23 protein-coding genes are annotated in these 25,344 nt (G+C 67.8%); 6 read left to right on the top strand and 17 right to left on the bottom strand.

The annotated features are described in order from the left end of the window. Positions 1-27 precede the first annotated feature (27 nt). The 14 genes from SVA_RS15290 to SVA_RS15225 all read right to left on the bottom strand — a co-directional run bounded on the left by SVA_RS15290 (position 28) and on the right by SVA_RS15225 (position 17,192). Complete coding sequence (locus SVA_RS15290; RefSeq protein WP_169924133.1) at positions 28-588, bottom strand: SCO family protein; 561 nt, start codon at positions 586-588, stop codon at positions 28-30. A gap of 72 nt (positions 589-660) precedes the next feature. Beyond that, on the bottom strand, positions 661-2,313 hold the full coding sequence (locus SVA_RS15285) for a multicopper oxidase family protein (protein ID WP_096462046.1): 1,653 nt from the start codon (positions 2,311-2,313) through the stop codon (positions 661-663). A gap of 18 nt (positions 2,314-2,331) precedes the next feature. Then, entirely contained in the window at positions 2,332-2,871 is a 540-nt protein-coding gene (locus tag SVA_RS15280) for a DUF255 domain-containing protein (protein WP_096462045.1), read from the bottom strand. After that, positions 2,868-3,767 carry a F510_1955 family glycosylhydrolase gene (locus SVA_RS15275; RefSeq protein WP_096462044.1) on the bottom strand — a complete coding sequence of 300 codons (900 nt, stop codon included), beginning with the start codon at positions 3,765-3,767 and terminating at the stop codon, positions 2,868-2,870. The genes SVA_RS15280 and SVA_RS15275 overlap by 4 nt, the downstream gene beginning before the upstream one ends. 20 nt (positions 3,768-3,787) lie before the next feature. Next, positions 3,788-4,525, bottom strand: a complete 738-nt coding sequence (locus SVA_RS15270; RefSeq protein WP_096462043.1) for a cytochrome c biogenesis CcdA family protein — start codon at positions 4,523-4,525, stop codon at positions 3,788-3,790. A 14-nt stretch (positions 4,526-4,539) separates the two neighbouring features. Then, entirely contained in the window at positions 4,540-5,163 is a 624-nt protein-coding gene (locus SVA_RS15265) for a TlpA family protein disulfide reductase (protein ID WP_197703243.1), read from the bottom strand. Positions 5,164-5,167: 4 nt separating this feature from the next. Further along, positions 5,168-5,905, bottom strand: a complete 738-nt coding sequence (locus SVA_RS15260; RefSeq protein ID WP_096462042.1) for a class I SAM-dependent methyltransferase — start codon at positions 5,903-5,905, stop codon at positions 5,168-5,170. Between the two features lie 25 nt (positions 5,906-5,930). Continuing rightward, positions 5,931-9,137: an efflux RND transporter permease subunit gene (locus tag SVA_RS15255; protein ID WP_096462041.1), complete on the bottom strand. Its 3,207-nt coding sequence runs from the start codon at positions 9,135-9,137 to the stop codon at positions 5,931-5,933. A 1-nt stretch (position 9,138) separates the two neighbouring features. After that, complete coding sequence (locus SVA_RS15250; RefSeq protein WP_096462040.1) at positions 9,139-10,527, bottom strand: efflux RND transporter periplasmic adaptor subunit; 1,389 nt, start codon at positions 10,525-10,527, stop codon at positions 9,139-9,141. Further along, positions 10,524-11,771, bottom strand: coding sequence for a TolC family protein (locus SVA_RS15245; RefSeq protein WP_197703242.1), 1,248 nt, complete (start codon positions 11,769-11,771; stop codon positions 10,524-10,526). The genes SVA_RS15250 and SVA_RS15245 overlap by 4 nt, the downstream gene beginning before the upstream one ends. Positions 11,772-12,948: 1,177 nt before the next feature. Next, positions 12,949-13,314 (bottom strand): c-type cytochrome, encoded by a 366-nt coding sequence (locus SVA_RS15240; protein WP_096462038.1) that lies wholly within the window; start codon positions 13,312-13,314, stop codon positions 12,949-12,951. Then, positions 13,311-14,798 carry a PQQ-dependent sugar dehydrogenase gene (locus SVA_RS15235; protein WP_096462037.1) on the bottom strand — a complete coding sequence of 496 codons (1,488 nt, stop codon included), beginning with the start codon at positions 14,796-14,798 and terminating at the stop codon, positions 13,311-13,313. Before SVA_RS15235 ends, SVA_RS15240 begins: the two co-directional genes overlap by 4 nt. A gap of 574 nt (positions 14,799-15,372) precedes the next feature. Then, positions 15,373-15,813, bottom strand: a complete 441-nt coding sequence (gene copM, locus SVA_RS15230) for a CopM family metallochaperone (RefSeq protein WP_231971799.1) — start codon at positions 15,811-15,813, stop codon at positions 15,373-15,375. Positions 15,814-15,824: 11 nt separating this feature from the next. Then, complete coding sequence (locus tag SVA_RS15225; protein WP_096462036.1) at positions 15,825-17,192, bottom strand: YncE family protein; 1,368 nt, start codon at positions 17,190-17,192, stop codon at positions 15,825-15,827. Positions 17,193-17,373: 181 nt separating this feature from the next. Between SVA_RS15225 and SVA_RS15220 the strand changes: the two genes are divergently transcribed. Then, on the top strand, positions 17,374-17,982 hold the full coding sequence (locus SVA_RS15220; protein ID WP_148665514.1) for a hypothetical protein: 609 nt from the start codon (positions 17,374-17,376) through the stop codon (positions 17,980-17,982). Here SVA_RS15220 and SVA_RS15215 read toward each other — a convergent pair whose 3' ends face one another. Both SVA_RS15215 and csrA read right to left on the bottom strand, forming a co-directional pair. Then, the gene (locus SVA_RS15215) at positions 17,983-18,234 is read right to left on the bottom strand and encodes a TMEM165/GDT1 family protein (protein ID WP_197703241.1); all 252 of its coding nucleotides are present in this window, start codon (positions 18,232-18,234) and stop codon (positions 17,983-17,985) included. It abuts the gene before it with no gap. Positions 18,235-18,373: 139 nt separating this feature from the next. Continuing rightward, a complete protein-coding gene (csrA, locus tag SVA_RS15210; RefSeq protein ID WP_096462033.1) occupies positions 18,374-18,565 on the bottom strand; it encodes a carbon storage regulator CsrA in 192 nt (63 codons plus the stop codon). Positions 18,566-18,743: 178 nt separating this feature from the next. On the opposite strand from csrA, the gene SVA_RS15205 reads away from it, so the two are divergent. Beyond that, complete coding sequence (locus SVA_RS15205; protein WP_096462032.1) at positions 18,744-19,067, top strand: helix-turn-helix domain-containing protein; 324 nt, start codon at positions 18,744-18,746, stop codon at positions 19,065-19,067. Between the two features lie 309 nt (positions 19,068-19,376). Here the strand turns inward: SVA_RS15205 and SVA_RS19570 are convergent, their stop codons facing one another. After that, complete coding sequence (locus SVA_RS19570; protein ID WP_148665513.1) at positions 19,377-19,931, bottom strand: hypothetical protein; 555 nt, start codon at positions 19,929-19,931, stop codon at positions 19,377-19,379. A 130-nt stretch (positions 19,932-20,061) separates the two neighbouring features. Between SVA_RS19570 and mobH the strand changes: the two genes are divergently transcribed. The 4 genes from mobH to SVA_RS19860 are packed head-to-tail and all read left to right on the top strand — an operon-like array spanning position 20,062 to position 25,322. Then, positions 20,062-22,290, top strand: a complete 2,229-nt coding sequence (gene mobH, locus SVA_RS15200) for a MobH family relaxase (RefSeq protein ID WP_096462031.1) — start codon at positions 20,062-20,064, stop codon at positions 22,288-22,290. After that, a complete protein-coding gene (traD, locus tag SVA_RS15195; protein ID WP_096462030.1) occupies positions 22,287-24,125 on the top strand; it encodes a conjugative transfer system coupling protein TraD in 1,839 nt (612 codons plus the stop codon). Before mobH ends, traD begins: the two co-directional genes overlap by 4 nt. After that, complete coding sequence (locus SVA_RS19865; protein WP_169924132.1) at positions 24,122-24,694, top strand: hypothetical protein; 573 nt, start codon at positions 24,122-24,124, stop codon at positions 24,692-24,694. Before traD ends, SVA_RS19865 begins: the two co-directional genes overlap by 4 nt. Beyond that, entirely contained in the window at positions 24,675-25,322 is a 648-nt protein-coding gene (locus tag SVA_RS19860; RefSeq protein ID WP_169924131.1) for an IncC plasmid conjugative DNA transfer DtrJ family protein, read from the top strand. Before SVA_RS19865 ends, SVA_RS19860 begins: the two co-directional genes overlap by 20 nt. Positions 25,323-25,344 lie beyond the last annotated feature (22 nt).

Below are 25,344 nucleotides of genomic sequence, written 5' to 3'. Positions count from 1 at the left end.
GCAGCGCGCGCGCCTCGCCTGCCATCGTCATCGCATCTCCGATTTCAGCAAGAGTTGGACATCGTGTGCCATGTCGACCACCGGGGTTTCGTTTGCGAACAAGCTACGCGGTCTGCCGCGTTGATCCTTGACGAAGACGTTGCCTGAGTGCTGGATGATCGACGAGGCGGTCCGTGAGCCCGGGTGACTCATGTAGCCCACCTTGTATTCCCGCGCTGCCGCCGCGATTTCCTCGGGTGTTCCCGTGAGACCGATGAAGCGGGGGTCGAACTGAGGCACGAAGCGCCTGAGCTGCTCGGGGGTGTCGCGCTCGGGGTCGATAGTGACGAACAGGACTTGGACGTGCTCGGCCTCGGGGCCGAGCTCCTTTTGCAGCGCCGCAAGCTTCGCGAGCGTCGGGCCGCAGATGTCGGGGCAGTGGGTGTAGCCGAAGAACAGGATCAGCACCTTGCCGCGGAACGCTTCGGTCGAGACCGGCGGGCGCTGATGCGAGACGAGCGTGAAGTCGCGGCCCCAGTCGACGCCGCTCAAGTCCATCCCGCGGAGCGCCGGGGACTCGGTACACGCGGGGAGGAGCAGCGTGATCACGAGGAGACCGGGAAGGCAACGTTGCCACCCACGGACAACCCGATTCGGTAACGATCGCATCGCCCTCCCTACCTAGACGACGCGATAGTTCCGCATCATGCCGAGATCCGCGTGCTCGAGGTTGTGGCAGTGGTAGGGAAAGAGACCCTTATAGTCCTCGAACCGTAACATCAGCCTCACCCGTTCCCCGGGCATGACGAGCACCGTGTCCTTCCAGCCCTCGTCGACGAAGCCTTCGCGCACCGTCGCGTAGGCCTCCCGCAGCCCGGGCAGCACCTCGCGCCCGACGACCCGGAACTGGACGCCGTGGATGTGCATCGGGTGGGCCATCATGCCCATCATTCCCATCGAGGCTTCGTTCGCGAGTTCCCACACCTCGGTGGCGCCGAGCGCCACGCGCTCGTCGGCGGCGGCCGCGTTCATCTCGAAGGTGCGGCCGTTCAGGGTCCACTCCATCATGCCCATGGCGAGGCGGAAGGTGCGGGGGTTGCCGGCGTTGCGCGCGTCTCCGCTCCCGGCCGGCGGGACGCGCGCGAGGCGCGCGGGCGGCTCGCTCTTTGCCGGCCGGCCGCGCGCGATGCGCACGGTGAGCAGATCGAGCTCACGGCCGTTGGCCGGCCCGCCCATCATCCCCTCGTTCATGCGCGACATCGTGTCGCCCATCATCCCGTCCATCATGCCGCCCCGGCCCATCATGCCTCTCATCATCCCGCCTCCCATCATGCCGCGCATGGCCATGCCGCCCTCGAAGGGCAGGCTCTTGAGCGCGAGCTCGCCGCCGTCGGCATAGCGGCTGAAGTCGACCCAGAGCTCGACCCGCTCGCCGGGCGCGAGCATGGCATAAGGTCGTTCTGCTGGCCGCGTGAGCAGCCCGCCGTCGGTGGCAATGACGTGAAGCGGCGTACCGTCGCTCCAGGCGAGTTTGTAGATGCGTGCGTTCGAGGCATTGAGCAGGCGCAGCCGATACGCGCGGGGCGAAACGGTGAGCGTGTAACCGGGCTGACCGTTCACCAGAATGTCCTTGCCGAGGAAGCCCATCATCCGCTCCATCATCATCCCCCTGCCGAGCGTGCGGAGCTGGTTGTCGGCGCCGAAGGTGCGGTCCTGGATCACGAGCGCGATGTCCTGCTCGTCCTGCGGCAGGCCGAGCGTGCGCTCCTCGTCGTCACTGATCAGGAGCAGTCCCGCGAGGCCGTAGTAGATCTGCGGGCCCGTGCGGCCGTGCGGGTGCGGGTGGTACCAGTACGTGCCGGCGCGATCGTTGACCGTGAATTCGTAGTGGTAGCTTCCGCCGCCGGCGACCGCGAAGCGCGGGTGCCCGTCCATCTCGTCGGGCAGGTGCAGGCCGTGCCAGTGCACGATGCTCGGCTCGGTAAGCCGGTTATCGAAGCGGATGCGCACGCGCTGGCCCTTTTTCAGCCGCAGCGTGGGGCCGAGGTAGCCGCCGGGGGAGGGCGCCACCGCGGCGGGATCGCCGCGGACGACCGAGGCGTCGAAGCGCAGCACCTGCGTCGGTGTCCCCGGGAGTAGCCGTGCTTGCCCGGGTCTTGCCGTCAGCAGGATCTCGACATCCTTCGTGACTGCCCTGCTGTTGCCCGCGCGGCTCCCGCCCGCAAGGCCGATGCCGGTGATGCCCGCCAGGCCGGCGGCGCCGAGATAGCGCAACATGTCCCGGCGGGTCACTCGCCCGGCGTCATACGGAGAAAGGCGGCGATTTGTGGCCATGGTTCTCCTCCTGATGGTTCAACGCTTGTCGCCGGTTGCGTCCTCGAGCGGGCAACACGTCTCGATGTCCCCGAAATCGGGCTGCGGTATCTCGCCCCGCTTCCAGAGCACATTCGCCCGGTCGAGCGTGTCGGCGAGCGCGGCCGCCGGTTGTACTCCGTAGAAGCGCAGGAGCTTCTCTCCTTCGGGAGTGAGAAGGAGGGTCGTGGGCACGAGCTTCGCGCCGAGCTGCTTGGCGAGACTCCGCTGAGTCGTATGGTCGACGGCGACCGGTATGTAGTCCCGCTCGAGTCGCTCCCGGATCGCATCGGTTTCGAGCGTCTCGACCTCGTACTTGCGACACCATTCGCACCAATCGGCGAAGACGAGGACGAAGAGCGGCTTTCCGATCCGGCGGGCCTCGGCAAAGGCGGCTTCACCGTAAGGACGCCAGGCGATGCGTGTCTGTTCCAGGTAATGCCAGCCGGTCAGCTCGCCCGCACGGACTGGCCACGCCGCGAGGAGCAGGACAACCGCCATCGTCGCGGCCGCGCTCCGGAAACGCTTCGTCCTGCTCATCGCGTCTCGCCTCCACGTACGAGTTGCTGCCAGTTCTTTCCCGCGTCGGTCGTCAGGTAGACGTCCCGCGTGAAGGTCGCGATCGCCCAGTGGTCGGGATCAGCCGGATTCTGCGTGATGTAGGCCACCGCGTCCTGCGGGGCAAGCGGCGGCAACGAAAGCGGTCCGGCCGCGGAGTTGTCGGTACGAAGCCGCGCGAGCGTGGCCGCACGGTCCATGCTGCCCAACCAGAGGTGCTCGCCCGCCAGATCGAAGGCGACCGCCGTCACCGGCGTAGCCCCGCCGATCCGCTCGAAGCGCCCGCCGTGATCGCGCGTGAGAAAGAGCCCGCGTTCGGTTCCGACGGCGACGATCTCCGGCTTGCGCGGATGGACCGCGAGCGCAAAGAGCCGGCCCGCCAGGCCCTCCGCGGCGGCCCGCCGCCAGGTCGTGCCGCGATCGGCCGTCCAGTAGATGCCGGGGGCGGGCATGCGCGAGTTGGGCGCCGGGTTGGACACGTAGACCGCGCCCGTCTCGTAGCTCACAGCCAGGAGATGAAAATCGGCCTCGCCTTCGAGTCCGAGGCGCTCCCAGGTCTTCCCGCCGTCGGTGCTGCGCAGCAGGCCGAACGGGTTCGGCAGGCCCGACCCCGGCGCCGGGTGGCCGCTGCTGTAGAGCGCGTCGCGGCTGCGGGCGAAGCCCATGTAGTCGTGCTCGGGGCCGCTTGCCTTGCTCCAGCGACCGTCGCGGTAGAGCGCGAGCCCGTCGTGCGATGGAATCATCAGGCTCTCCCCGTCCGCGCTGAAGACGAGACCGTGGACGTGATGCAGCGTCAGGGCCGGTGTCGGCCAGGCGAATACCGCAAGCACGGCGGCGGCCACGGCGATCACGGCGAACCAGCTGTTTGAGCGAGCCATCACAAGAATCCTCCTTCGACTCAACCGATCCGGCCCAGTACCGGAAAGGTGTCGAGCAGCCAAAACGCGAAGGCCGAGAGCTTCCCGGTGATCATCGCCAGCCCGAGCGCAATGAGGACGAGACCGGCGGCGACGTGAAGCGGGCGGCCGAAGCGGCGCAGCACGCCCAAGTGGGCGACGAAGGTCTCGGTGAAGGCGGCCACGAGGAGAAAGGGCACCCCGAGGCCCAGCGCATAGACGCCCAGCAGGGCGATACCCTGGGTCACCGCCTCGGTCGTTGCGCTCAGCGTGAGGATCGATCCGAGCACCGGGCCGATGCAGGGCGTCCACCCGAAGCCGAACGCGACGCCGAGGACGCCCGCCCCGAGCGGCCGGGCGCCGGCGAAGTGCGGCAGCTTGTGCACGAGCCGGTAGTCGCGCGCGAGGAGCCGCGGGGTGAGGAGCCCGGTCATGAAGAGGCCGAAGGCGATCACTAAAGCGCCGGCAACCAGGTTCGCTTCGTAGCGGTAGGCAAGGAACAAGCGACCCAGGGCGGTCGCGCTCGCCCCGAAGAGCAGGAACACGCTCGAGAAGCCGAGCACGAAGCAGGCGCTCAGGCCCAGCACCGCGAGCCGCGGCCGCGCCGCGATCCTGAGCTCGTCGATCGATTCGCCGGCGACGTAGGAGAGGTAAGCCGGCACGAGGGGCAGCACGCACGGCGAGAGAAACGAGATCAGGCCCGCGAGAAAGACGGTGAAGAGACCGAAGGAGAACTCCATGCGTCGCGACTCCGTCACTCGCGCTTCGCGCGTTCGGCCGCAGACGGACCGCCACCGATCGCCCGGCGGATCAGCGCGAGCGACTCCGGGCTGTCCCACTCGGCCGGCCCGAGCGCGCGGCCGATCTCGCGGCCCTCGCGGTCGAGGAGCAGCGTCCCCGGTATCCCGGTGATGCCAAGGCGATAGGTGGCGTCGGTCGTGGGATCGATGTAAATCTTCAGGGCCCGTATGCCGATCTCCTTGTAAAAACGCTGCACCGCGGAGACACCGTCGTGGTCGATCGAGAGCGCGACCACCTCGAAATCCGGTCCGCCGACCTTGGTCTGTAGCCGGTCGAGGCTCGGTATCTCCTTGCGGCACGGCGGGCACCATGTCGCCCAGAGGTTGAGGAGCACCACGCGACCGCGAAAGTCCGCAAGGCTCATTTGACGTCCGGCGTCGTCCTGAAAGCGGATGTCCGGTACCGCGCGCGGAGTCGCGTGCAGTCTCAAGGGGAATCCCGACTTCCTGGCCGCCGAGGCATCAGCGAGGGCCAGCCCCGATGGGACATCGCGCGCGGATCGGCTATAGCTATACACCGTCAGCCCGAGTGCGAACGCCGCGAGCAGGACGACAGATGCCAGCACCATGCGCTTCATGAGCCTATCCTCCGGCCTGGGTGGGCTCCGTGCAGCGCCCGACATCGTCCGCAGCGGAAACGAGCCGGGACGGTAACCGCCTTTCAGCTTCCGGATCGCCTCGCGTATAGATTCGCGTGAGCCAGACGAGCGTTTTGGCTTCGAAGCTCATGCGGAACCCGGCCGCGGTAACCCAGCGCGCGATGTGCTCCGGATCGTAGACGTACGGACGAAAGCGAGAGCCGATGAGCCGCATCCCGGAGGCGATCAGCCCGACGCCCAGGCGGGTGTACCAGCGGTTGCGCGGCAGGGTGAAGGCGTAGACCCGACGGGTCTTGGCGAGGGAGCAGTGCACGAGCCGTTCGGCATCCGGGTAACAGCAGATGACCTTGTCGAGGATCGTGACGTCGGCGGGAGCAAGGGTATCGGCAAGATCTGTGAAGTCACCCGCGTGGTATTCCGTGCGGCCTTCAAGCCCGCGCGCGCTTGCCTGTTCCCGGGCCTCGACGATCATCGCCTCGGCGAGCTCGATCCCGACCGCGCGCCTCGCCCCGGCCTCAAGCAAGAGCTGGTGCAGGTAACCGACGCCGCTGCCGATCTCGAGGAGCGTGCGACCCTCGAAGCCGGCACGGCGAAGACCTTCGATGAGCTGCCGCTGGCTCGCCTCCAGACCCGCCCGCTGGTAGCGGCGACGGTAGCGGCGAGCCAGGCGCGAAAACAGCCGGCCGGCGTCCGCGCTATGCGGGCAGCAGCAACAGGTCATCTCTCCGCTCCGTTAGGCGATACGGTCATGCCTGCCTCGGACCCGTCTCATCGAGCATCACGGTGCTCACCGGCCCCGTTACGGGTCCGTTTTCCGGTCGGGCGACCACCCGCAGCCACCCGTGCCGGATCGCGAACTCCTTCACCACGGCGTAGACCGCAGGGATCACGATCAGCGAGAGCACCGTGACCGAGATCATCCCGCCCACCATCGGCGCCGCGATCCGCCGCATCACTTCCGAACCGGCGCCCGCGCTCCACATGATCGGCAGGAGCCCGGCGATGATGGCAAGCACGGTCATCATGATCGGCCGCACGCGCAGCAGCGCGCCTTCCACGACCGCCTGGTAGAGGTCGGCGACCGTGAGCTGCTCGCCCGCGAGCTGCCGCTCGGTCGCGAGGCGCAGCAGCGCCTGGTCGAGGTAGATGAGCATGACCACCCCGATCTCCGCGGCGACGCCGGCGAGGGCGATGAACCCGACCGCCACCGCCACGCTCAGGTTGTAGCCGAGCAGGTACATGAGCCAGATGCCGCCGACCAGCGCGAACGGCACCGAGAGCATGACGATCAGCGTCTCGGTGAAGCGCCGGAAGTTGAGATAGAGCAGCACGAAGATGATGAGCAGCGTCAGCGGCACGACCACCTTGAGCTTCTCCTTCGCCCGTTCCATGTACTCGAACTGGCCGCTCCAGGTCGCGTAGTAGCCCGGCGGAAAGTCGACGCGCTCACGCACCGCCTGCTGCGCCTCGGCGACGTAACCGCCGATGTCGCGGTCGCGGATGTCGACGTAGATGTAGGCCGCGAGCAGCGCGTTCTCGGTGCGGATGTTCGGCGGGCCTTTCACCAGCTTGATGCTCGCGAGCTGCCCGAGTGGGATCATGGCGCCGTTCATCGTCGGCACCAGGACCTGGCGCGCGATCGCGTCGGGGTCGCTGCGCAGGTCGCGCGGGTAGCGCACCGCCACCCCGTAGCGCTCCAGTCCCTCGACCGTGGTCGTCACTATGTCGGCCCCGAGGGCCATGCTGATTACCTCCTGCACGTCGCCGACCGCGAGCCCGTAGCGGGCGAGCGCGATGGCGTCCGGCTCGATGTCGAGGTAGTAGCCCCCGGTGAGGCGCTCGGCGTAGGCGCTGGTGGTGCCGGGCACGGTCTTCACCACCGCCTCGATCTCCCTGGCGAGCCGCTCGATGACCGCGAGGTCCTTGCCGAATACCTTGACGCCGATCGGCGTGCGGATGCCGGTCGAGAGCATGTCGATGCGCGCCTTGATCGGCATGGTCCAGGCGTTCGCCACGCCCGGGATCTGGAGCGCCTGGTCCATCTCGGCGATGAGCTTGTCGACGGTCATGCCGGCTCGCCACTCGCTCTCGGGCTTCAGGTTCACGACCGTCTCCATCATCTCGATCGGCGCCGGATCGGTCGCGGTGGCCGCGCGGCCGGCCTTGCCGAACACCGACTCCACCTCGGGAAAGCTCTTGATGATCTTGTCCTGCACCTGCATCAGTTCGGCCGCCTTCGTCACCGAGATGGACGGCAGGGTCGAGGGCATGAACAGGAGCGTGCCTTCGTTCAACGTCGGCATGAACTCGGTGCCGAGCCGGAGCGCCGGGTAGGCGGTGAGGGTGAGCAGGGCGACCGCCGCGAGGATCGTGAGCTTCTTCCAGCGAAGCACCGCTTCGATGATCGGCCGGTACGACCAGATGAGGAAGCGCACGATCGGGTTCCTGTGCTCGGGCGGCACGCGCCCGCGGATGAAGATCAGCATGAGCGCCGGCACCAGCGTGACGGAGAGCAGCGCCGCGCCCGCCATGGCGAAGGTCTTGGTGTAGGCGAGCGGGCTGAACATCCGTCCTTCCTGCGCCTCGAGCGTGAACACCGGCAGGAAGGACACGGTGATGATGAGCAGGCTGAAGAAGAGCGCCGGGCCCACTTCGCGGCAGGCATTGATCAGGATCTGCACGCGCGGCGTCCCGGGCTCGGCCTTCTCGAGGTGCTTGTGCGCGTTCTCGATCATGACGATGGCCGCGTCCACCATCGCGCCGATGGCGATGGCGATGCCGCCGAGGCTCATGATGTTGGAGTTGAGCCCGAGGTAGCGCATGGCGATGAAGGCGATGAGCACGCCGACCGGCAGCATCAGGATCGCGACCAGGGCGCTGCGCGCGTGCAGCAGGAAGGCGATGCACACGAGCGCCACGATCGCGCTCTCCTCGATGAGCGTGCGCGTGAGGTTCGAGATCGCGCGGTGGATCAGGTCGGAGCGGTCGTAGACGGGCACGACCGACACGCCCTCGGGCAGCCCGCTCGCGATCTCGGCGAGTCTGCTCTTGACGTTGTGGATCACGTCGCGCGCGTTCTGCAGGTAGCGCGCGACGACGATACCGGCGACGACCTCGCCCTCGCCGTTGAGCTCGGCGATCCCGCGGCGCTCGTCCGGCACGAGCTCGACGCGCGCGATGTCGCGCAGCAGCACGGGCGTGCCGCGCTCGGCCTTGACCACGAGGTTCTCGAGGTCGCGGGTGCCGCGCAAGTAGCCCCGCCCGCGGATGATGTACTCGGTCTCGGCCATCTCCACCACGCGCCCGCCGACGTCGCGGTTGCTCTCGCGGATGACGTCGATCACCCGCTTGAGCGGCACCGCGTAGCCCTGGAGCGCGCGGGGGTTGAGCGTCACCTGGTAGGTGCGCGCAAAGCCCCCGACGCTCGCCACCTCGGCGACGCCCTCGGCCGCGGTGAGCTGGTAGCGCAGGAACCAGTCCTGAGTCGCGCGCAGTTCATCGAGCGTGCGCTGCGCGCCCGTGACCGCGTACTGGTAGACCCAGCCCACGCCGGTCGCGTCGGGCCCGAGCGCGGGCTTGATCCCGGGCGGCAGCCTCCCCGCGGCGAAGCTCAGGTACTCGAGCACCCGCGAGCGCGCCCAGTAGATGTCGGTGCCGTCCTCGAAGATCACGTAGACGAAGGAGGCGCCGAAGACCGAGAGCCCGCGCACGACCTTGGAGTTGGGCACGGCGAGCATCGCGGTGGAGAGGGGAAAGGTGACCTGGTCCTCGACCACCTGCGGCGCTTGGCCCGGGTACTCGGTGTAGACGATGACCTGGACGTCGGAGAGGTCGGGGATGGCGTCGACCGGCGTCTTGACCACGGCGTAGACGCCCCAGGCGACGATAAAGACCGTCGCCAGCAGCACCAGGAAGACGTTGCGGATCGACCACTCGATCAGGCGGTTCAGCATGTCAGTGCCCCCGGTGCTCGGCCGCGCCGTCGCTCGGCCCGGGCGGCGGGCTCGCCGCGGAGGCAGCCCCGGCCGACTCTTCGGCCGCCGGCCCGCCGCCGTGGCCGCCGTGACCGAACGCGCCGAGCGCCGCCTTGAGGTTGCTCTCCGCGTCGATCAGGAAGTTCGCGCGCACCACCACCTGCTCGCCGGACTGCACGCCTTCGAGCACCTCGATGTAGCCGTCGGCGCGCCGGCCGGTCTTCACCTCCCGCGGCTCGAACAGCCCCTCGCCGCGCTGGACCAGCACGACCCGGCGCGTGCCGCTGTCGAGCACGGCCGAGTCCGGCACGGAGACCGTCTTGCCCTTGCCGAAGGTGCTCAGGATCTCGACCGCGGCGTACATCCCGGGCTTGAGCCGGCCGGCGGGGTTCGGGACCTCGATGCGCACCTTTCCCGTGCGCGTGTCCGGGTTGACCGTGGGGTAGACGAAGACGACGCGGCCGTCGAACTCTCTCTCGGGATAGGCCGTGACCTGGATGCGCGCGCGGCTCCCCACGCGCACGAGCGCCAGGTCCTGCTCATAGACTTCCCCCATCAGCCACACCGTCGAAAGGTCGGCGATCTTGTAGAGCATCTCGCCGGGCATGAAGCGCATGCCCTCGAGCGCCAGCTTCTCGAGAACGACGCCGTTGACCGGCGAGCGGAAGGTGAGCGTGCGCTTCGCGCTTCCCGTGCGCCGCAACGCCTCGAGCTCGTTGTCCGAGATGCCCCAGTAGTCGAGCCGCTTGAGCGCGCCCTGGATCACCTGCTCGGCCTGCCTCCGGATCTCGGGGTCGGCGCCCGCGAGCGCCTGCGCGCCCTGGAGCGCAATCAGGTATTCCTCCTGGGTGGACACGAGCTCCGGGCTGTAGGCGTCGAGCAGCGGCTGCCCCGCGCGCACCGGCTCGCCGGTCGCGTTCACGTACAGCCGTTCGATCCAGCCCTCGAACTTGGGCGAGATGGTATAGGTGCGGCGCTCGTTCGGCTCGATGGTGCCGACCACGCGCACCGCGCGCGCGAGTGTGCGCTCGGCCGCGGGCTCGGTGCGCACGCCGAGCTTTTGCACCTTGTCGACGCTGATCTTCACCGCGCCCTCCACGGCGGGTGCCTCCTCCTCGCCCTCGTACACCGGGATGTAGTCCATGCCCATGGGGTCCTTCTTGGGGACGGGCGAGGTATCGGGCAGCCCCATCGGGTTGCGGTAGAAGAGGATCCTGCGCTCCTTCTTCAGAGTCTCACGGCCCGCCGTCTCATTGGCCGAGGCCGTGTTGTGGTCGGAGGAGGGGCGCTGCGCGCCCCACCAGTAGCCGGCGCCGGCGCCGGCGGCCACGAGGGTCAGGACAAGGGCAATCGATGCGGGACGGTTCACGGGCGTTCTCCCCTTTCGTGTGCAGGTTCGACCCGGGCGTCCTCCGCCCGCGCGCGCGGGTCGGGTAGCGCCAGGGTGTCGTTGCCGATCGGCTGTCCTACGGCCGCCTCGAGCGCCGCGAGCGCCTGGTTCGTCTCGCTCAGGTTCTTCCAGTAGCGCGTCTCGTAGTCGTAGAGCGACACCTGCGCGTTCACGAGATTCAAAAAATCCACCTTGTTGACCTGGTAGCCGGCGAGCATCGACTGCACGGTCTGCCGCGCCTGCGGGAGGATGCCGGTCTTGAGGAGCAGCGCCTGGCCGCGGCTGCGCCGGAGGTTCGCGAGCGCCTGCGAAATCTCGCGCCGCGCGCGTTGTCGACTCGCCTGGAGCGCGTCCGTGCGCCCGCCGAGCTCCTGGCTGCGTTGCTCGACCATGCGGCTCTGCTTCGACGCCGCGTACAGCGGCACGGTCATGGAGAACTCCAACATGATCTGTTCCCGGATCATCTCGCGGTCGTCGTAGCGCAGCCCGAGCATGAAGTCCGGGTAATAGTCCCGGCGCGCGAGGGCGAGGCGGGACTGCGCCGCGTCCACCTGCCGGCGCGCGGCCTGGAGCAGCGGGCGCGCGGTTTCCGCGCGCGCGAGCAGCCGCTCCTCGCCCGGCACCGGCGGCAGCTCCTCGCTCACCGAGAGCGGGAGGCGCACGCTCTCGTCGGTCGGCCGGTTCAGGAGCATGTTGAGCTCCGCCTCGCGGTCGCGGCGCTCGCCCTGGAGCATGAGCTCCATGTCGAGGAGCTTCGAGAGCTCGAGCTGCGCGAGCAGCACGTCCTGCTGCAGGCCCGTACCGACCGTGTACTTGGTCTGCGCGATCGTCACGAACTGGCGCAGCAGCGCCTGGTTGCGCGCCACGGTCTCGAGCGCCCGGTCGAGATAGTAGAGGCCCCACCAGGCGCTTTTCACGTCGCGCACGAGCGTGAGCCGCATCTCTTCCACTTCGTCCGCCATGGCGAGCGCGTCGTGCGCCGCGACCTCGCGGTTCAAGCCGCGCTTGCCGGGGAAGGGAAACTCCTGGGCGATACGGTAGCGGTACTCGCGCATGTCGACGGCCCGGTCCTCCATGACGTCGAGGCCGATCCGGGGATCGGGGAGGGCGCCGGCCTGGGAGGGCATCTCGGCGGCGGCGCGGGCGCGCGAGCGCATCTGCGCGAGCTCGGGATTCTCCGCGAGCGCCTGCTCGACGGCGGCGTCGAGCAAGAGTTCGCTCACCTGCGAAGCGGGCGGTTCGGCGGCCGGTGCGGCCGCCCATGCTGCTATAAGAAGGGTCCCGGTCAGGGACGCCAAACGCGAAACGGGCATAAACCTCTCCTCAGTCGGGCCGGGGGACGCGACGAGCAGGAAGAGGTCTAGATCAGGAGGACGGCGGGTCTCAGAGCAAGGGGAGGGGGTGCCCGAAGAGCGGCATTCTTGATGTGCTGCCGAGGCGCAGCAGTTGGCGGCAGGGCGGCCGCGGCAGGCAGTACGGCGAGCAGCAACGGCGCCGGGACTTGGGTGTTCGACAGCCAGTCGAACGAGACTCGCGAGGGGCTCGAAAGCTCGCAGTTCGCTTGCGCACCTCCCGCACAGTCCTGATCCGCCTCGTTTTGAGTCGAACCGCAGGCTGGGCAATGGGCGGCGGCAGCCATCAAACAGGGCGAGACCGCCGCGTACAGCCAAAGCCCGACGAAGGCAACGAAAAGCCCCCGGGCAATCGATCTTCGACGCGACCTCGGGTAGAAAGACATGACAACAATATTGTACTCAGTACGCGGCGCTGGCAAGTTTGATCTTTGTCAAGAACCAGGCGGCCGTCAAAAGTTCCCCTGAAGCCGCGGCGCGAAACCATGCTCCTCTCTCGCTCCTTCCAATGGCGGCTCTGCCCAGGGGCCTCGTAGGGCATTTCGAGTTCCGAAGTGGGACAAGGCGCCCCCCGTCGGCGAGGCGAGGATCAGGACGTGAAATGCCGGCGGAGTCGAATGCAATGTAGCCGCAGAATGGCGGAAAGGTGAGTCGACGTAGAGCTCATTTAGCCTTCGTTTACGAAGTTGCAGAGATCTCATGCCGTTGTACGTGCGCTCCGGACCCGAAGACTGAGAGGGCAAGATGCGAGCCGGCGACAGGCGGGCGCCCCGATTCGAGTTACCTGCTCGACGACGAGGCTCTGACGCGTTCAGCGAGCAGGACACCTCATGGAGCGGACCAAGGACGAGGAGCGGCTTGGCGTTACAGTCATCAGCCAGCGGGCTGCAACTGCTGTATCACCGGCTGGTCGCCGCCGCTGCATTGCGACTTATTTTTATAGATGCCTGTCCCCCTGCTCAGGCATTCAACGTCGCCCGCCTTCTTCGGCCTCTCGTGCGCTCCTTGCAGCTGGCATCGAGCTCCAGGCGTCCGTCTCGACGAGCGTCTAGCGCCCGGCCGTCCGGCTCTCTCGCCCACCCGCCCGCCGCAGCGCGAGGAGATAGGCCATGAGGTCGTCGAGCTCGGCGTCGCCGAGCTCGTTCTTCGAGAAGCGCGGCATGGCCCCGAGGCCCCGGCGCACCTGGAACTTCACGAGGAACACCGGGAGCGGCTTGTCGTTGATGGCCGGGCCGAGCGCGCCCGCGCCGCCGACGTGGCAGGCGTTGCAGTGCCGCATGAACACCGCGCGTCCGCGCTGTTCGGAGGCTGAATCGAGCACCGGGGCATTGCCCAGATTCTCGCCGCGGCGCGGCGAAGCGCATGCGGCCGCCGCGAGGCCGAGGAGGAGCAGCACCCGGACGAGCTTCTTCATGGTGTCCTCCTCGCGGGCTGACGCTCGCTGCGCATCACGCGCCAGACGACGCCGGTCCCGGCGCGCGGCGCCGCGCCCTTCGGCCCCATCGTCATGACGCCGAAGTCGACGATGTAAAGCGCTTCTCCGTCACGGTCGAAGCGCACGTCCACGGGCCGTTCGAGCCCGCCGCGCTTGAGCCACGAGGCGGGCCCGACGAACTTCCCTTTGTTCGCCGCGAACTCCTCGATCACGCCGGTCCGCGGGTCGACGCGCACGACCCGAAAGCCGACGGGATGCAGGACCTTGCCGGTGTCGCGCGCCATGTCGCCGAACTGCGCGGCGAAGAGCTGTCCGACGTGGCCGAATGCCTCGCTGCGCGAATAATCGAGGCCGTTCGTCGAGGAATGCACGCCGAACTCGGCGAGCGGCCGGGGCGGTTTCTGCGGGTGCCGCGCGAGGAGAAAATCCGGCTGCGACTTGCCCGGGACCTTGAAGCGCTCGCGATTGAGCGGCTCGCCGCCGGCGTAGTCCGGCCACCCGTACCAGGTGCCGCGCTCGATCGCCCAGAGATAATCGCCCGTTCCCCAGACCGGGCGGCTGCCGCGGTCGTCGTAGCCGTTGTCGGTGACATAGAGCCGGCCCTCGGGCGAGAACACGAGGCCGTAGGGATGGCGCAGGCCCCAGGCGACGAGCTCGGGCTTCCCGCCCTCGAGCGGGACGCGCATGATCGCTCCGGTGCACGGCACCTGGCCCTCGATCGTCTGCCCCTCGCGGGTGGCCGTGCCATAGGGGACATACGCGCCCGTTCGTACCTCGCCCGCCTCGGGCTTTAGGAGATGACGGGTCGTGTAGTTCTTGCCGGCGAGCGTGACGTCCTCGCACGGAATGTCGCGGGCGTCCGGCAGGCGCTCGAGCCAGCCCATCTTCAGGTTGTCCTCGCCCACCACGCCCGAGTTGGTCGCCGTGCCCTGGCCGAAGTAGATCATGCCGTCCGGTCCCACGACCGGACGGTTGGTGAAGTGATCGGTCCGGGGCGGGAGGTTATCGACCAGCGCCGCCATTCGGCCGTCCGGCGCGATGCGCAGGATCCGGCCCGGGGTGCCGCCCTCGGAGACGTAAAACGCACCGTCGTGAAAGCTGCCGCCGGTCCACGGCGGATTGTCGCCGCTCGCGACGACGGTCGTGCGACCGTCGGGCTCGACGCGCAGGAGCCGCGACGTGCCGAAGGCCTCGCCGTACGAATAGCCCGCCTCGATCACGTGGAGGCGATTGCGGTCATCGAAGATCGCCGCCGTGGGAAACGTGAGGTTCGTCAGGACCGGCTCGATGCGGTAGCCGGCCGGGACGGCGATATCGTTCGAGTCAATCTTGCGCGGTGGGCTGAACTCCGTCTGGCCGCCGCCGTGGGAGAAGCGCATCGTGTAGCAGCCGGCCAAACCCATGGTCAGGATCAAAGCCGATAGAAACGCGGGCGCTGCCCGTAACAGCAGAGGTGCGTCCATGGAGGTTTACCCTGCAGTTGAGCCATGGGAGGCTAGTAGTACGACGGCTCCCCGTAAATCGGGGAGCGTACGGACTGGCGAAAATGGGCGGCATTCTTCAAGTCGGGCCGAATTCTCGCTCATCGCCGATCTCATTTTTCTCACCGGCGGAAATGCAGGGGTGGAACGAGGTCGCATTCCACGGATGCCGTGGGCATTCATCGGGGGCGCCGGAGGCGCGACCCCGAGAGCAATTGATGGAGAGCCAGGCGACCAAACCCTCGGCCTGATCGGCATGGCAATCAACAGAGCGCGGTCCTGTTCTACGCGCGCAATCCCTGCGGCGCAAAACAAATGTGCACCCGAATGAGACCGGCCCGGTACGGCTCTCGGTCGTCTGTGTCGCCGCGCTCGCCGTCTCCGGCTGGCTCGGTGGGGCATATCGTGTACTTGCACGGCGCGTCCGCGGCGCCAGCGACAGGGGCAGCGCAGAAGTGACGCTAGGCCCTTTCGCGTCCGCTCCGTCGACGTGATCGCGCCGGCACGGCGCTACTCGGCCTCTCCTCCCGAGTTCGAGCGCGGGATCCACCGACTTCTATGGGCCAAGTGCGCCGCTCCCTGCTTGCCCGTTACTGTGAGCGGGGGGTGCGCCGCGCGTGCCGTGGATCGCGGGAAAGCCGCCCGGATCCGCATCCTGGCCCTTCTCGAGCACGGCGAGCCGGGCGCGCATGGCCTGGATCTCGGCGGCCTGGCTCGCGATGATCTCCTCGGCCAGGCGGCGCACGAGCGGATCGCGGCCATGCACGAGCTCGAGCCGCGCCATTTCCACCGCGCCGGCATGGTGGGGGATCATCATGGCCAGAAAATCCCGGTCGGGATCGCCGCTCATGCCCGCGCGTTCCATCTCGGCCGTCATGTTCGTCATGCCCTCGTGCATCGCGCGTGCGAAGTCGTCCTCGGGCGATGCGAGGACGCCGACGACGAGCCCCAGCGCGGCGAGCGAAAGCGCGGCCGCGCGCCCTGCACGCTTCATCATTCCTCCTCGGCTCAGCCGGCCTGGCTGCGTGCGCCGGGGCGCACGTACACGAGGTTGATGCTTTTCTTGTTGCGCAGCTTGCCGGACGGCAGGTCGAGGTGGCCGAGCGGGATCTGCGCGACGAAGCCGGGCTTCAACGGATCGGTCACATCGAACACGCTGCACACCGTCTGACCCTCGTTCGGCGTGCCGGGGAGCTCGTCCTGCTCGTGCGCGACGTAGAGCCGCGTGCCCTCCGGGTTGGTCCACAGCCCGTGGGCCTCGCGCCCATGCGTGAAGAAGCTGCCCGCCACCGTGCGCCCGCCCGGAGCAACGCCGCGGTCGATGATGGCGATCCGGCTCGAGGCGATTCCGCCCGGGCCGCCGTCGTCGACGCGGGCGAGGCTCACGTACACCGCTTTGCCGTTCGTGTTCTCGACGAACTCGATGTGATTCGGGCGGGCCTTGTCGCCGAGCTTCACGTGATCGAGGAGCTTCGGGTTGCGGTCGATCGACCATGCCGAGACGCTGTCGGCGAGCTTGTGTGAGAGCCAGATCTCCCTGCCGTCCGGGCTGGTCTTCTCGAACGGCGTGAACGCGAACGGGTCCTGCGCCTTGATATCGACGGTCGTGGCGCGTTTCGGACGGCTGAAGCCCTGGCCGTCCGCGCGCACCTCGAAGACGTCGAGCCGCGGTTCTTTCTGGGAGACGACGAAGGCGAGCCTGCCGTCGGCCGAGAACCACGCCTGCGCCGGCCCGCTCACGGTCTCGAGATAGCCACGTATCGCATCGCCGGCCGTGCCCGCCGACCGTCTTTTCGCGCGCTCCACGTCCAGTATCGCGATGCGGTTCTCGCCGCGCACCGTCACCCAGAGCTCCTTGCCGTTGCGCGTGAAGGTGGGCTCGTGAGGTTCGCGCCCCACGAGGATTCCGGTCGTCAGTCGCTCCGGGTTCGTGTCGTCCTTGGCCTGCGGGTTCGGCGCGTTGCCGATCACCTTCAGCGTCTCGGTGTCGATCAGGTAGACGTTGCTCGTGCCCCGGCCCGTCGTGGCGATGAGCCGAGAATCGGGGGACGGCGCCGCGCCGTGGATGGCGATCGCGCCGTGGTAGAGCGGCTTGTTGATCATCGCGGCGTGCGCGGGAACCACGCCGCCCGTGACGAAGCGAAACGGAGGGCGCGGGTCCTCATCGAAGCTCGTGAGGTTGATCGTCGCCCTGACGCTGTTCGTCGCCGGATCGATGACCGAAAGCGTGTTCGAATCCTCGTTGCAGAGGAGCACGCGATCACGGCTGGCAGAGGACACCGATCCTTCCCGCTGCGCCGCCGCGAACCGGGGAGCGGCGGCCGCCACGGCCCCCATTGCCGCGAGCTTCAGGACTTCCCGTCTCGACCAATTCATTCTTCTTCCTCCGGGTGTTTTTCCTTGGCGCTGCGCATTGCCCATTCACATATAAACGCGCCGCGGCAGACATTTATTCCCCGCGGTGTCCGGGAATAACGCGGTCGCTTGCGTGTTTATCGCACAGGACTCGCGGGAGTCGCCCCCGAGTCCACACTGATAATCGAGAAGGAGAAGACGCGTGAAAACGAGACGTGGGTTATGGATCGCGGCCGTGCTCGGCTGTCTCAGCCTGCCGGTTCAGGCGGATGACGTGAAAGTGAAGATGTTCGCTCCGGAGAACGGCAGCCATGCGGGCATAGGTGGACGCGGGTGGTTCGTCGATCTGGCCGTCGAGTTCAGAACCCCGCTCGCGCAGACGGGCTTCACCGGCTTCCAGCTCACGGGTCCTGCCGGCCACAACAGCGTCGCGCCCTTTCCGGGTACTTTTTCGCCGGGGGTCGACGATCGGCTTCCCGGCCTCGTCGTGCTCGTGAGCACGACCGGCATCGGCGCGGGCAGTTGTCAGAACGTCGCGAACCTGTTCAACGTGACCGGCGTGACGGACGTCGAAGATCACTCGGCCCAGCTGTGGGACACCTGGATCATCGGAGCGCCGAACTTCGGCGTGAACACCGAGAGCACCGTGTACGCCGCCGTCGCCGCGGACCGCGACGGGGACGGCGTGTTCAACGACGCGCCGGCCGTGCTCCCGGACGCCGACGGCAACGGGGTGTGCGATGCGAAGGACCTGAAGGCCTTCGGCCTTGCTTCGAACGTCGCGAAGTCGAGCTTCTTCATCAACCCCTGATCAAAGGCCGAGGCGCATCCCCGTCAGAACGGCGAGCCCGAGCGCGGCGAACAGCGCGGCGGCGACGGCCCGCAGGGTCCTGACGGGGAGACGCTGCGCCGCGGCCTCGCCGAGAAGCACCGCCGGAACGTTCGCGATCATCATCCCGAGCGTCGTGCCGAGCACGACCACGGCGAGCGCCTCGTACTTCGCGGCGAGCGCGACCGTTGCTAAAAGCGCGCGCAGTCCAAGCGCTTGGGGCTTGCTGAACAAGCGTTCTTCAGCGACCGAACGCGTTTGGCACAAACGCGACCATGCGCAGCGCCGTTTGCAGTGAGTAGGCCGCTCAGGGAGTAGTTCCTTGCGACTACGATCCTCGAACCTGATCCGAAGAATTCGGCGGTCCTAGCATTTATCCTTTGCGAGCAGCAACGGCTTGCCGCTCCTGTGCGATCCGTCGGCGGATTTCTTCCCTGTGAACGGGAACATCTCTGGGCGCCGCGATGCCGATGCGCACTCGGCTGCCGCAGATTCCGATGATTGTCACTTGAACATCGTCGCCGATGTTCAGGGTCTCGCCGATGCGCCGCGTCAGAACTAGCACGATCCCCCCTTGATATAGCTCCCGTCATGCGCGGCCCGAGTAATGCCGACAACATGAAAGATTGGCTGATTTTCCGTGTACCAGGCTGAAAGGTAGTGTGTGGGACGGTATTTGTCAAAAAAATACCGTGCAGCAGGCGGTCATCACACGGGCTAGGCGTCGCTATAGTCGGCGCCCTATGAAAGACAAAGAGCTTCTGGGCCGACGCATCAAGCGGCTCCGCACCCGCCTGGGGCTGACGCAGGACGCCCTAGCCGAGCAGGTCCATATCAGCCCCAAGTACCTGAGCAACATCGAGCGCGGCCGGGAGAATCCCACCCTCGATACGCTTCTCCGGCTCGGCAAATCGCTCAAGGTGGAGCCGTGGGAGATGTTCATGCTCGAGCAGGAGGGGCTCGACAGCCAGGCGTTGCGGAGCAAGGTCGCGCGCTTGCTGGAGCAGACCAAGGACGAGGAGCAGCTCCGCCTGATCATGCGCGTGCTGCAGGCGGCGCTTCATTAACCGCTGTTAGTCGCAGGAAGTACTCCCGCAGCCCGTAATCACGGACGGGCGGTGGAGCCCTTTCTGTCGCTTCCGGACTTTCTGCCCGGACCCCGCTTGGCGTCGCTATTTCTTCGGCTTCTTCTTCTCCCAGCCTTCGCACTTGTTATGTCACGACCTTCAACGCCGCCACTTTCGCTCTTGTTCTCCTTCTCCAGCTCACGTAGCACCTGCCGCGCGATCAGCTCGGCCAGCGCCTCAAGGAAAGGCTCGAGGCGTGGATCAATGTCCGGTGGATGTTTCGTTGTTTGGGCAATGCGGCCTGAACAGTCACTTTGCGTGAACGCAGCCTTCCGCAAGATCAGCCGGGACGTTCTGGGGCGCCCCGGCCGGGCCTACCAGACGCCACTCTTCATCGCTCATGTCGGCCCCGCCGCGGCAGTACTTTTCCCAGGCATCTCGCAAGCGATCGTTGGCATTTGCGGCAGCGGCTGGGCTTTGTGACTGCGCCCTGGATTGTGCCGGCAGCGGCGCAGCTTCTGGCGCCGGCTGTTTCATCGCCGCTGCCAGCGCCTCGACTATTGGGTCGCGCACAAGCGTGATCTGCTCCGGCGTTGGGGGCGCCACGATAGGTGGCGTCGCGGGAGCGTGATGCACGGCAGACGTGAGCTTTGCCGGTGCTTCGAATCCTGGCCGGAAGGTTGCCTCTTTGGCGAGGGCGTGCACATAACCCGGCACGCGCCCGGCCGCTCCGCGGTGTCCCCAGTTGCCCCAGATGACCGTCGCGTCTACCGACCGATCTTGCGTCGTTGGCGGCTCAGCTGTGGATGCACATCCGCTGGCGCCAAGCACGAGTGGCAACACGAGCAGCAGCGAATATCTCACGGCTTGGTCCTCCCGAGATGCAAGGAGCGCATTCTAGTCATGGCCCGCGGCGGCTGCGGTCGGCAATAGATGGCAGTTTTGCGCATTTACTATCCCCATCAACGCCCTCGGCAGCGGAAACAATGCCGGCATGCTGAGGACGATGCTGCGGCGATTGCGGGCGAGCACCAAGGGCGATCAGGTCTCGAGAACCGTCTACGTATCGCCACCCTCACGAGCCGACGACACCGAGGTCCCGCGCTACCCGCCTTTCCAGCAGGGCCTGCCGGCCGCCGAGCCGCGGCGGCTGCTCGCTCCGCAGTGGGACATCGTGCGATCGATCCAGCACACACTCGCCCTCGAGCGCGGTGAGTTCGAGCGGCTCGTCCTCCCCGTCATCGAACGCTACGCCGCTTTCGTGCACCTGCTGCCGGCTTCGGAGCGCCATCATCATCGTCTGGCCGGGGGGTTGCTGCGCCACGGGCTCGAAGTCGCCTGCTGGGCCGCGCGCGCGGCGGAGGGCGTGGTGTTCGTCGGTGGCGGCACGCCGCTCGAGCGAAAGAGCCTGGAACCGCGCTGGCGCATAGCCGTGTGCTTGGCGGGCCTGCTGCACGACGTCGGCAAGGCCGGCGCCGACGTGTCCGTGACCAGCAACGACGGCGCGCACCGATGGAACCCGCACCGCGGCGCGCTCTACGACTGGGCGCGAGCTCACAAGCTGACGCGCTACTTTCTCCACTGGCGTCCCGACCGCCATGGGCGCCACGAGAATTTCTCCGTCTTTCTCGCTCACTACATCCTCACCGAGGACGCTGTTGATTGGTTGAACGAACCCGGACCGGCGATCGTGCAAGCGCTCTTCGAGGCGATCGGCAGCACGGCCGTCCCCGAAGACCGCTTCGCCCGTCTCGTCAACGCCGCGGATGGCGAAAGCATGCAGCGCGACCTCAAGTCCCCGCATTACGGCGGCAGTGACGACAACCCGCACGGGGTGCCCGCCGACCAGTATCTTCTCGACGCAATGCGCCGCCTGCTCACGAGCGGGGAGTGGTCCGTCAACCAGCGCGGCGCGCGCGTCTGGAACACGAACCACGGGCTGTTCATCGTCTGGAAACACGCCTGCGAGGACATCCACAGACTGCTCGCGCACGGTGGCGCTCAAGGCATTCCGCGTGACGCAGCGACGCTCGCCGAGATCCTGCTCGAGCGCGAGCTCGCCATCCCCCATGTTGATCGCCGCGGCGAGAAGCACCCGATGTGGCCGGTCGCGCCGCAACCGCTCGATACTCCTGACGGCGAGCGCGTGGTGCTGCAAATGCTGAGGCTCAAGGGACCACAGGTGCTCTTTGGATCAGAACCCCCGGCGCCGGTGCCGGCGTATATCGACGATGCGTCGCTTGCGCCGACGAAAACATCGGGTCCGCTGAGCGCCGAGGAGACGGCGGTCGAACCCACGGCCCGCCCGGATGCACCGAGCGCCGAAGGCGACGGACGCACCGTGATCCTGTCCGATGCGCCTTCGCGATCGGCACCGCCACCGTCGACGGCAGACGCGACGGCATCGTCCGGGCGTCCACGGGAGCGGGCGAGACCGCGCGCGCGGCGCGCGGCGCCGCGGTCCGCGTCAGCACGCGACAAAGGATCGGAGGCATCGCCGCTGCCGTCCGGGTCTGACGAAGCGCAGGCGAGTGAGGGCCGTACTGCGCAAGGCGCCCAGGCCAACATCGGCCCCACACTGCCGGGCCGCGCCAGCGAGATCTTGACCGCGATGGCCCGTGACATCGCGGCGGGTAAACGGGCGTGGGGCGAGGCACTGGCGCTCGTCGGCTCCGACGTGATCGTCCGCTACCCCGATGCGGTCGCGGCCTACGGCAACCCGACCGAGATCCTGAACGCATTGAGCGAGGCCGACTGGATCGTGCTCGATCCGATATCGCCCGTTAAGAAGGTGCGGGAGCGGGAGGGCATACGCGGGTTGGTCCTCGCGCAGAAGCCGGCTGCAGCCGTGATCGCCCTCGCCCGCACGCTACCAGCGCGCACGGCTGACCCGCGCAATGACCTGTCTGCCACGCCGCCGCACGCGTCGTCCACCGGCGACCAGCCAGCCGGGCACCGGGGGCGGGAGACCGCGACGGAGGAGGTTGCTGACCAGGCCGAGACCCTGGTGCGACTCGTGCGCGCTCGCGACCCGCAGATCGGGGGCGGGATGAGCGAGGAGGGCGGTTGGCTGCGCCTGCCGCGCTCGGTGCTGTCGTCGTTTCTCGACACGCACCCGGGTGCCGCCTCGCTCGCCCAGTTGCGCAAGGCGATAGAGCAGCGTCACGACGTCCGCCTCGATGTCGATTACCTCTACGTCAGGGAAACTGGGGCCGAAGGATGAAGTGGCCGTTCGCCGGCGGTCCGAGCCCGCGCGAATACGAGCTCGCGTTCCGCGGGAACTACGAGGCCGTCGCGGCCGCGGGCTGGCTCGCCGGCATCGCCGCGTCGCTCGCGGCCATGCAGTGGAGCGGGTTGCCGCGCGCGCCGTTCACCTGGATGGCCGGCGTCGGCGCCGTGATGGCGGCGTACCGCTCGCTTGGCGCCTCGCGCATCGCGAGCCGCAAGCGGGCCCTGCGCGGCCACGACGTCGCCTTCATCGAGCCGAAGACGCTGCAGCGAAAGATGCGCGCGCACCCGGAGGACGTGTGGCTCGGCTGGGGGTTCGAGTGGGACCAGCCGCACACCCAGCTCGTCCACGAGCTGCTGAAGAGCGACCGCGCCAAGCTCGCGACCACCCACGACGGGAGCGGCTGCCCGTGGATCCACGGCGTGTCGCTCAGGGAAGAGGACATCTATCTGCCGATCGCGCTCGCCGAGGGGCACACGCTCATCGTCGGCACCACCGGCTCCGGCAAGACGACGCTCCTCGCGCTCCTCGTCATGCAGGCCATCCTGCGCGGCGAGGCGGTCATCATCCTCGACCCGAAGTCGGACAAGACGCTGCGCGGGGTCGCGGAGCTCGCCTGTGCGCTCGCCGGCGATCCCCAGCGCTTCGTCTATTTCCATCCGGGCTTCCCCGAGCGCTCGGCGCGCATCGATCCGATGCGCAACTTCGTGCGCCCAACGGAGCTGGCCTCGCGCGTCGCCTCGAACATGGCGACCGAGGAGGGCGCCGACCCATTCAAGGCGTACTCGCACATGGCGCTCAACAACGTCATCCAGGGCAACATCCTCTGCGGCCGCCAGCCGAGCCTGATCGAGATCAACCGCCACCTGAACAACCCGACGCGCCTGGTGATCGACGCGATCGAAGCGTACTCCGCGCAGCACGTACCCGATTGGAGGAGCGCCGTACGCGGCTACCTCGAGCGCGCCGCCAACGATGACGCGCGCGCCCACGCCTTCGTGCGTTTCTACTACGACCGCGTCCAGCCGGACCACGCCTCGCCCGATCTCGAGGGCCTGATCCAGATGTTCACCCACAACCGCGAGCACCACCAGAAGATGATTGCCGGCTTGATGCCGCTCATGGCCATGCTCACCTCTGGTCACCTCGGGAGGCTGCTCTCGCCGGATACCGCGGATGTGACCGATGCGCGTCCGATCACGGACTCCGCGCGCATCATCCGCAACGGCCAGGTCGCCTACATCGGGCTCGACACGCTGACCGACCAGATGGTCGGCCAGGCGGTGGGCTCGATCCTGCTCGCTGACCTCGCGGCGGTCGCGGGCGACCGCTACAACTACGGCGTCGGCCTGCGACCGGTGAACGTCTTCATCGACGAGGCCCCGGAGTGCCTGCACGACCCCACCATTCAGCTCCTGAACAAGTCGCGCGGCTCGCTCTTCCGCCTCACGCTCTGCATCCAGACCTACGGTGACGTCGAGGCCAAGCTCGGCAGCGCCGCCAAGGCCCGCCAGGTGGTCGGCAACCTCAACAACACCGTGACGCTCCGCGTGCTCGACGCCGAGTCGCAGCAGACCATCACCGACGGCCTGCCCAAGACCGTCGTGCGCCACGTGCTGCGCACGCAGGGGAGCGGCACGCAGGCGCAGGACCCGATGAATTTCACCGGCAACAGCGGCGAGCGCCTGATGGAGGAGGAGGCCGACCTGTTCCCGCCGGCGCTGCTCGGCCTGCTGCCAAACCGCGAGTACCTCGCCAAGCTCGCCAACGGCAAGATCATGAAAGGACGGCTGCCGATTGTGAAGATCCCGCCGCGCGGGACCGGGTGAGCACGACCCCGGGTCTGCTGCTGGGCAAGCCGTCGCGAAGTGGCGCCGAGGCGCTGCGCGGCCTGCGCGCGCGCAGCCGGTCATTGGCGCGCGACCTGAGCTGCCTCGAGTTCGACTGGCCGACCGCGACCGACCTGCTGGAGCGCGCCGCGCGCTTGGTGGGCGATGCGCTGCGGCACGCCACGCGCGGCCATCCGCCGGTGCTCGCGACGATCATCGCGCCGCCGGTGCACGGCTATGTCGCTGACGCCGAAGGCGAAGAGCTCGCCCGCTTCGTGCGCTTGGTGCGGGAGATCGCCGCGCGGTGCGTGCAGGAGGTCGGGGGTGTGGCGATCCTCGACGGCGACGACGCCTGGCGGCTGGGTGCGGAGCCATTCATCGGCTGGTACTGGTCCGCAGCACGCGATCCGGGCGTCTTGCGCGTGCGCCGCGCGCGCCTTGGCGGGCGCAGCCTCCGGAGCCAGAACTACCGGGTGCTCGCCGCCATCACCGCCCGCAACCGCGCGGCCTTCGACGGCCACCTGCGCTCGTTCCTGCCGGAGCTTGGCCATGTCGACGCGGGCGGCTAGAAAACCGCTGCCGGTGGTGATGTGGCTGTGCCTCGCGCAGCTGCTTGTGATTTTGCTGCTTGTCCCCGGCGAGTGGATGCAGCGGGTCAGCGCCACCGAACACGCGTGGTTGTGGCGCGACCTGAGCCCCGAGACCGCCACCTGGGTCGAGCGCAAGGCGATCGGCTGGTACAACGGCGCGATCGTCGAAAGCGGCGCACTCGATGCCACCTACGACCATCTCATCCCGACGGAATCGCAGCGACGGCGATCGCAGGGCCTGGAACAGCTCGGCCAGACCGGGTGGTTTCCCCTCGTCGAGAATCGGCTCCAGGCCACGTTCGCGACGATTTACCAGATGTTCGTGCGCCTGGCGCTGATCACCGCGTGGCTGCCGTTCTTCGCCATCACCGCAGCTCCCGCGGTGCTCGACGGCATGATGGCCTGGAAGATCAAGCAGGCGGGCTTTGCCTACGCGAGCCCCGTCGTGCATCGTGTCGCCCTGCAGACCGTGCTGTGGTCGCTCGTGGCGCTGGTGAGCCTGCTGATCGCCCCGGTGCCGATCAGCCCGGCCGTGCTCCCGCTCTTCGGGGTTGTCATACCGATCGCGCTGGGACAGGTCGCTGCCCACACGCAGAAGCGCGTCTGACCGTACGCGAAAACGTTATTTG

The sequence above is a fragment of the Sulfurifustis variabilis genome (genome assembly GCF_002355415.1).
In the GTDB taxonomy this organism is placed as follows: Bacteria; Pseudomonadota; Gammaproteobacteria; order Acidiferrobacterales; family Sulfurifustaceae; genus Sulfurifustis; species Sulfurifustis variabilis.
Note: the sequence above shows the minus strand (reverse complement) of the source record. Positions and strands in the feature narration are given on the sequence as shown.

Coding starts and splice junctions, on each gene's coding strand:
- SVA_RS15285 (WP_096462046.1), bottom strand. CDS start 2,313: ATGGCCACAAATCGCCGCCTTTCTCCGTATGACGCCGGGCGAGTGACC.
- SVA_RS15280 (WP_096462045.1), bottom strand. CDS start 2,871: ATGAGCAGGACGAAGCGTTTCCGGAGCGCGGCCGCGACGATGGCGGTT.
- SVA_RS15275 (WP_096462044.1), bottom strand. CDS start 3,767: ATGGCTCGCTCAAACAGCTGGTTCGCCGTGATCGCCGTGGCCGCCGCC.
- SVA_RS15270 (WP_096462043.1), bottom strand. CDS start 4,525: ATGGAGTTCTCCTTCGGTCTCTTCACCGTCTTTCTCGCGGGCCTGATC.
- SVA_RS15265 (WP_197703243.1), bottom strand. CDS start 5,163: ATGAAGCGCATGGTGCTGGCATCTGTCGTCCTGCTCGCGGCGTTCGCA.
- SVA_RS15260 (WP_096462042.1), bottom strand. CDS start 5,905: ATGACCTGTTGCTGCTGCCCGCATAGCGCGGACGCCGGCCGGCTGTTT.
- SVA_RS15255 (WP_096462041.1), bottom strand. CDS start 9,137: ATGCTGAACCGCCTGATCGAGTGGTCGATCCGCAACGTCTTCCTGGTG.
- SVA_RS15240 (WP_096462038.1), bottom strand. CDS start 13,314: ATGAAGAAGCTCGTCCGGGTGCTGCTCCTCCTCGGCCTCGCGGCGGCC.
- SVA_RS15235 (WP_096462037.1), bottom strand. CDS start 14,798: ATGGACGCACCTCTGCTGTTACGGGCAGCGCCCGCGTTTCTATCGGCT.
- copM (WP_231971799.1), bottom strand. CDS start 15,813: ATGATGAAGCGTGCAGGGCGCGCGGCCGCGCTTTCGCTCGCCGCGCTG.
- SVA_RS15225 (WP_096462036.1), bottom strand. CDS start 17,192: ATGAATTGGTCGAGACGGGAAGTCCTGAAGCTCGCGGCAATGGGGGCC.
- SVA_RS15205 (WP_096462032.1), top strand. CDS start 18,744: ATGAAAGACAAAGAGCTTCTGGGCCGACGCATCAAGCGGCTCCGCACC.
- mobH (WP_096462031.1), top strand. CDS start 20,062: ATGCTGAGGACGATGCTGCGGCGATTGCGGGCGAGCACCAAGGGCGAT.
- traD (WP_096462030.1), top strand. CDS start 22,287: ATGAAGTGGCCGTTCGCCGGCGGTCCGAGCCCGCGCGAATACGAGCTC.
- SVA_RS19860 (WP_169924131.1), top strand. CDS start 24,675: ATGTCGACGCGGGCGGCTAGAAAACCGCTGCCGGTGGTGATGTGGCTG.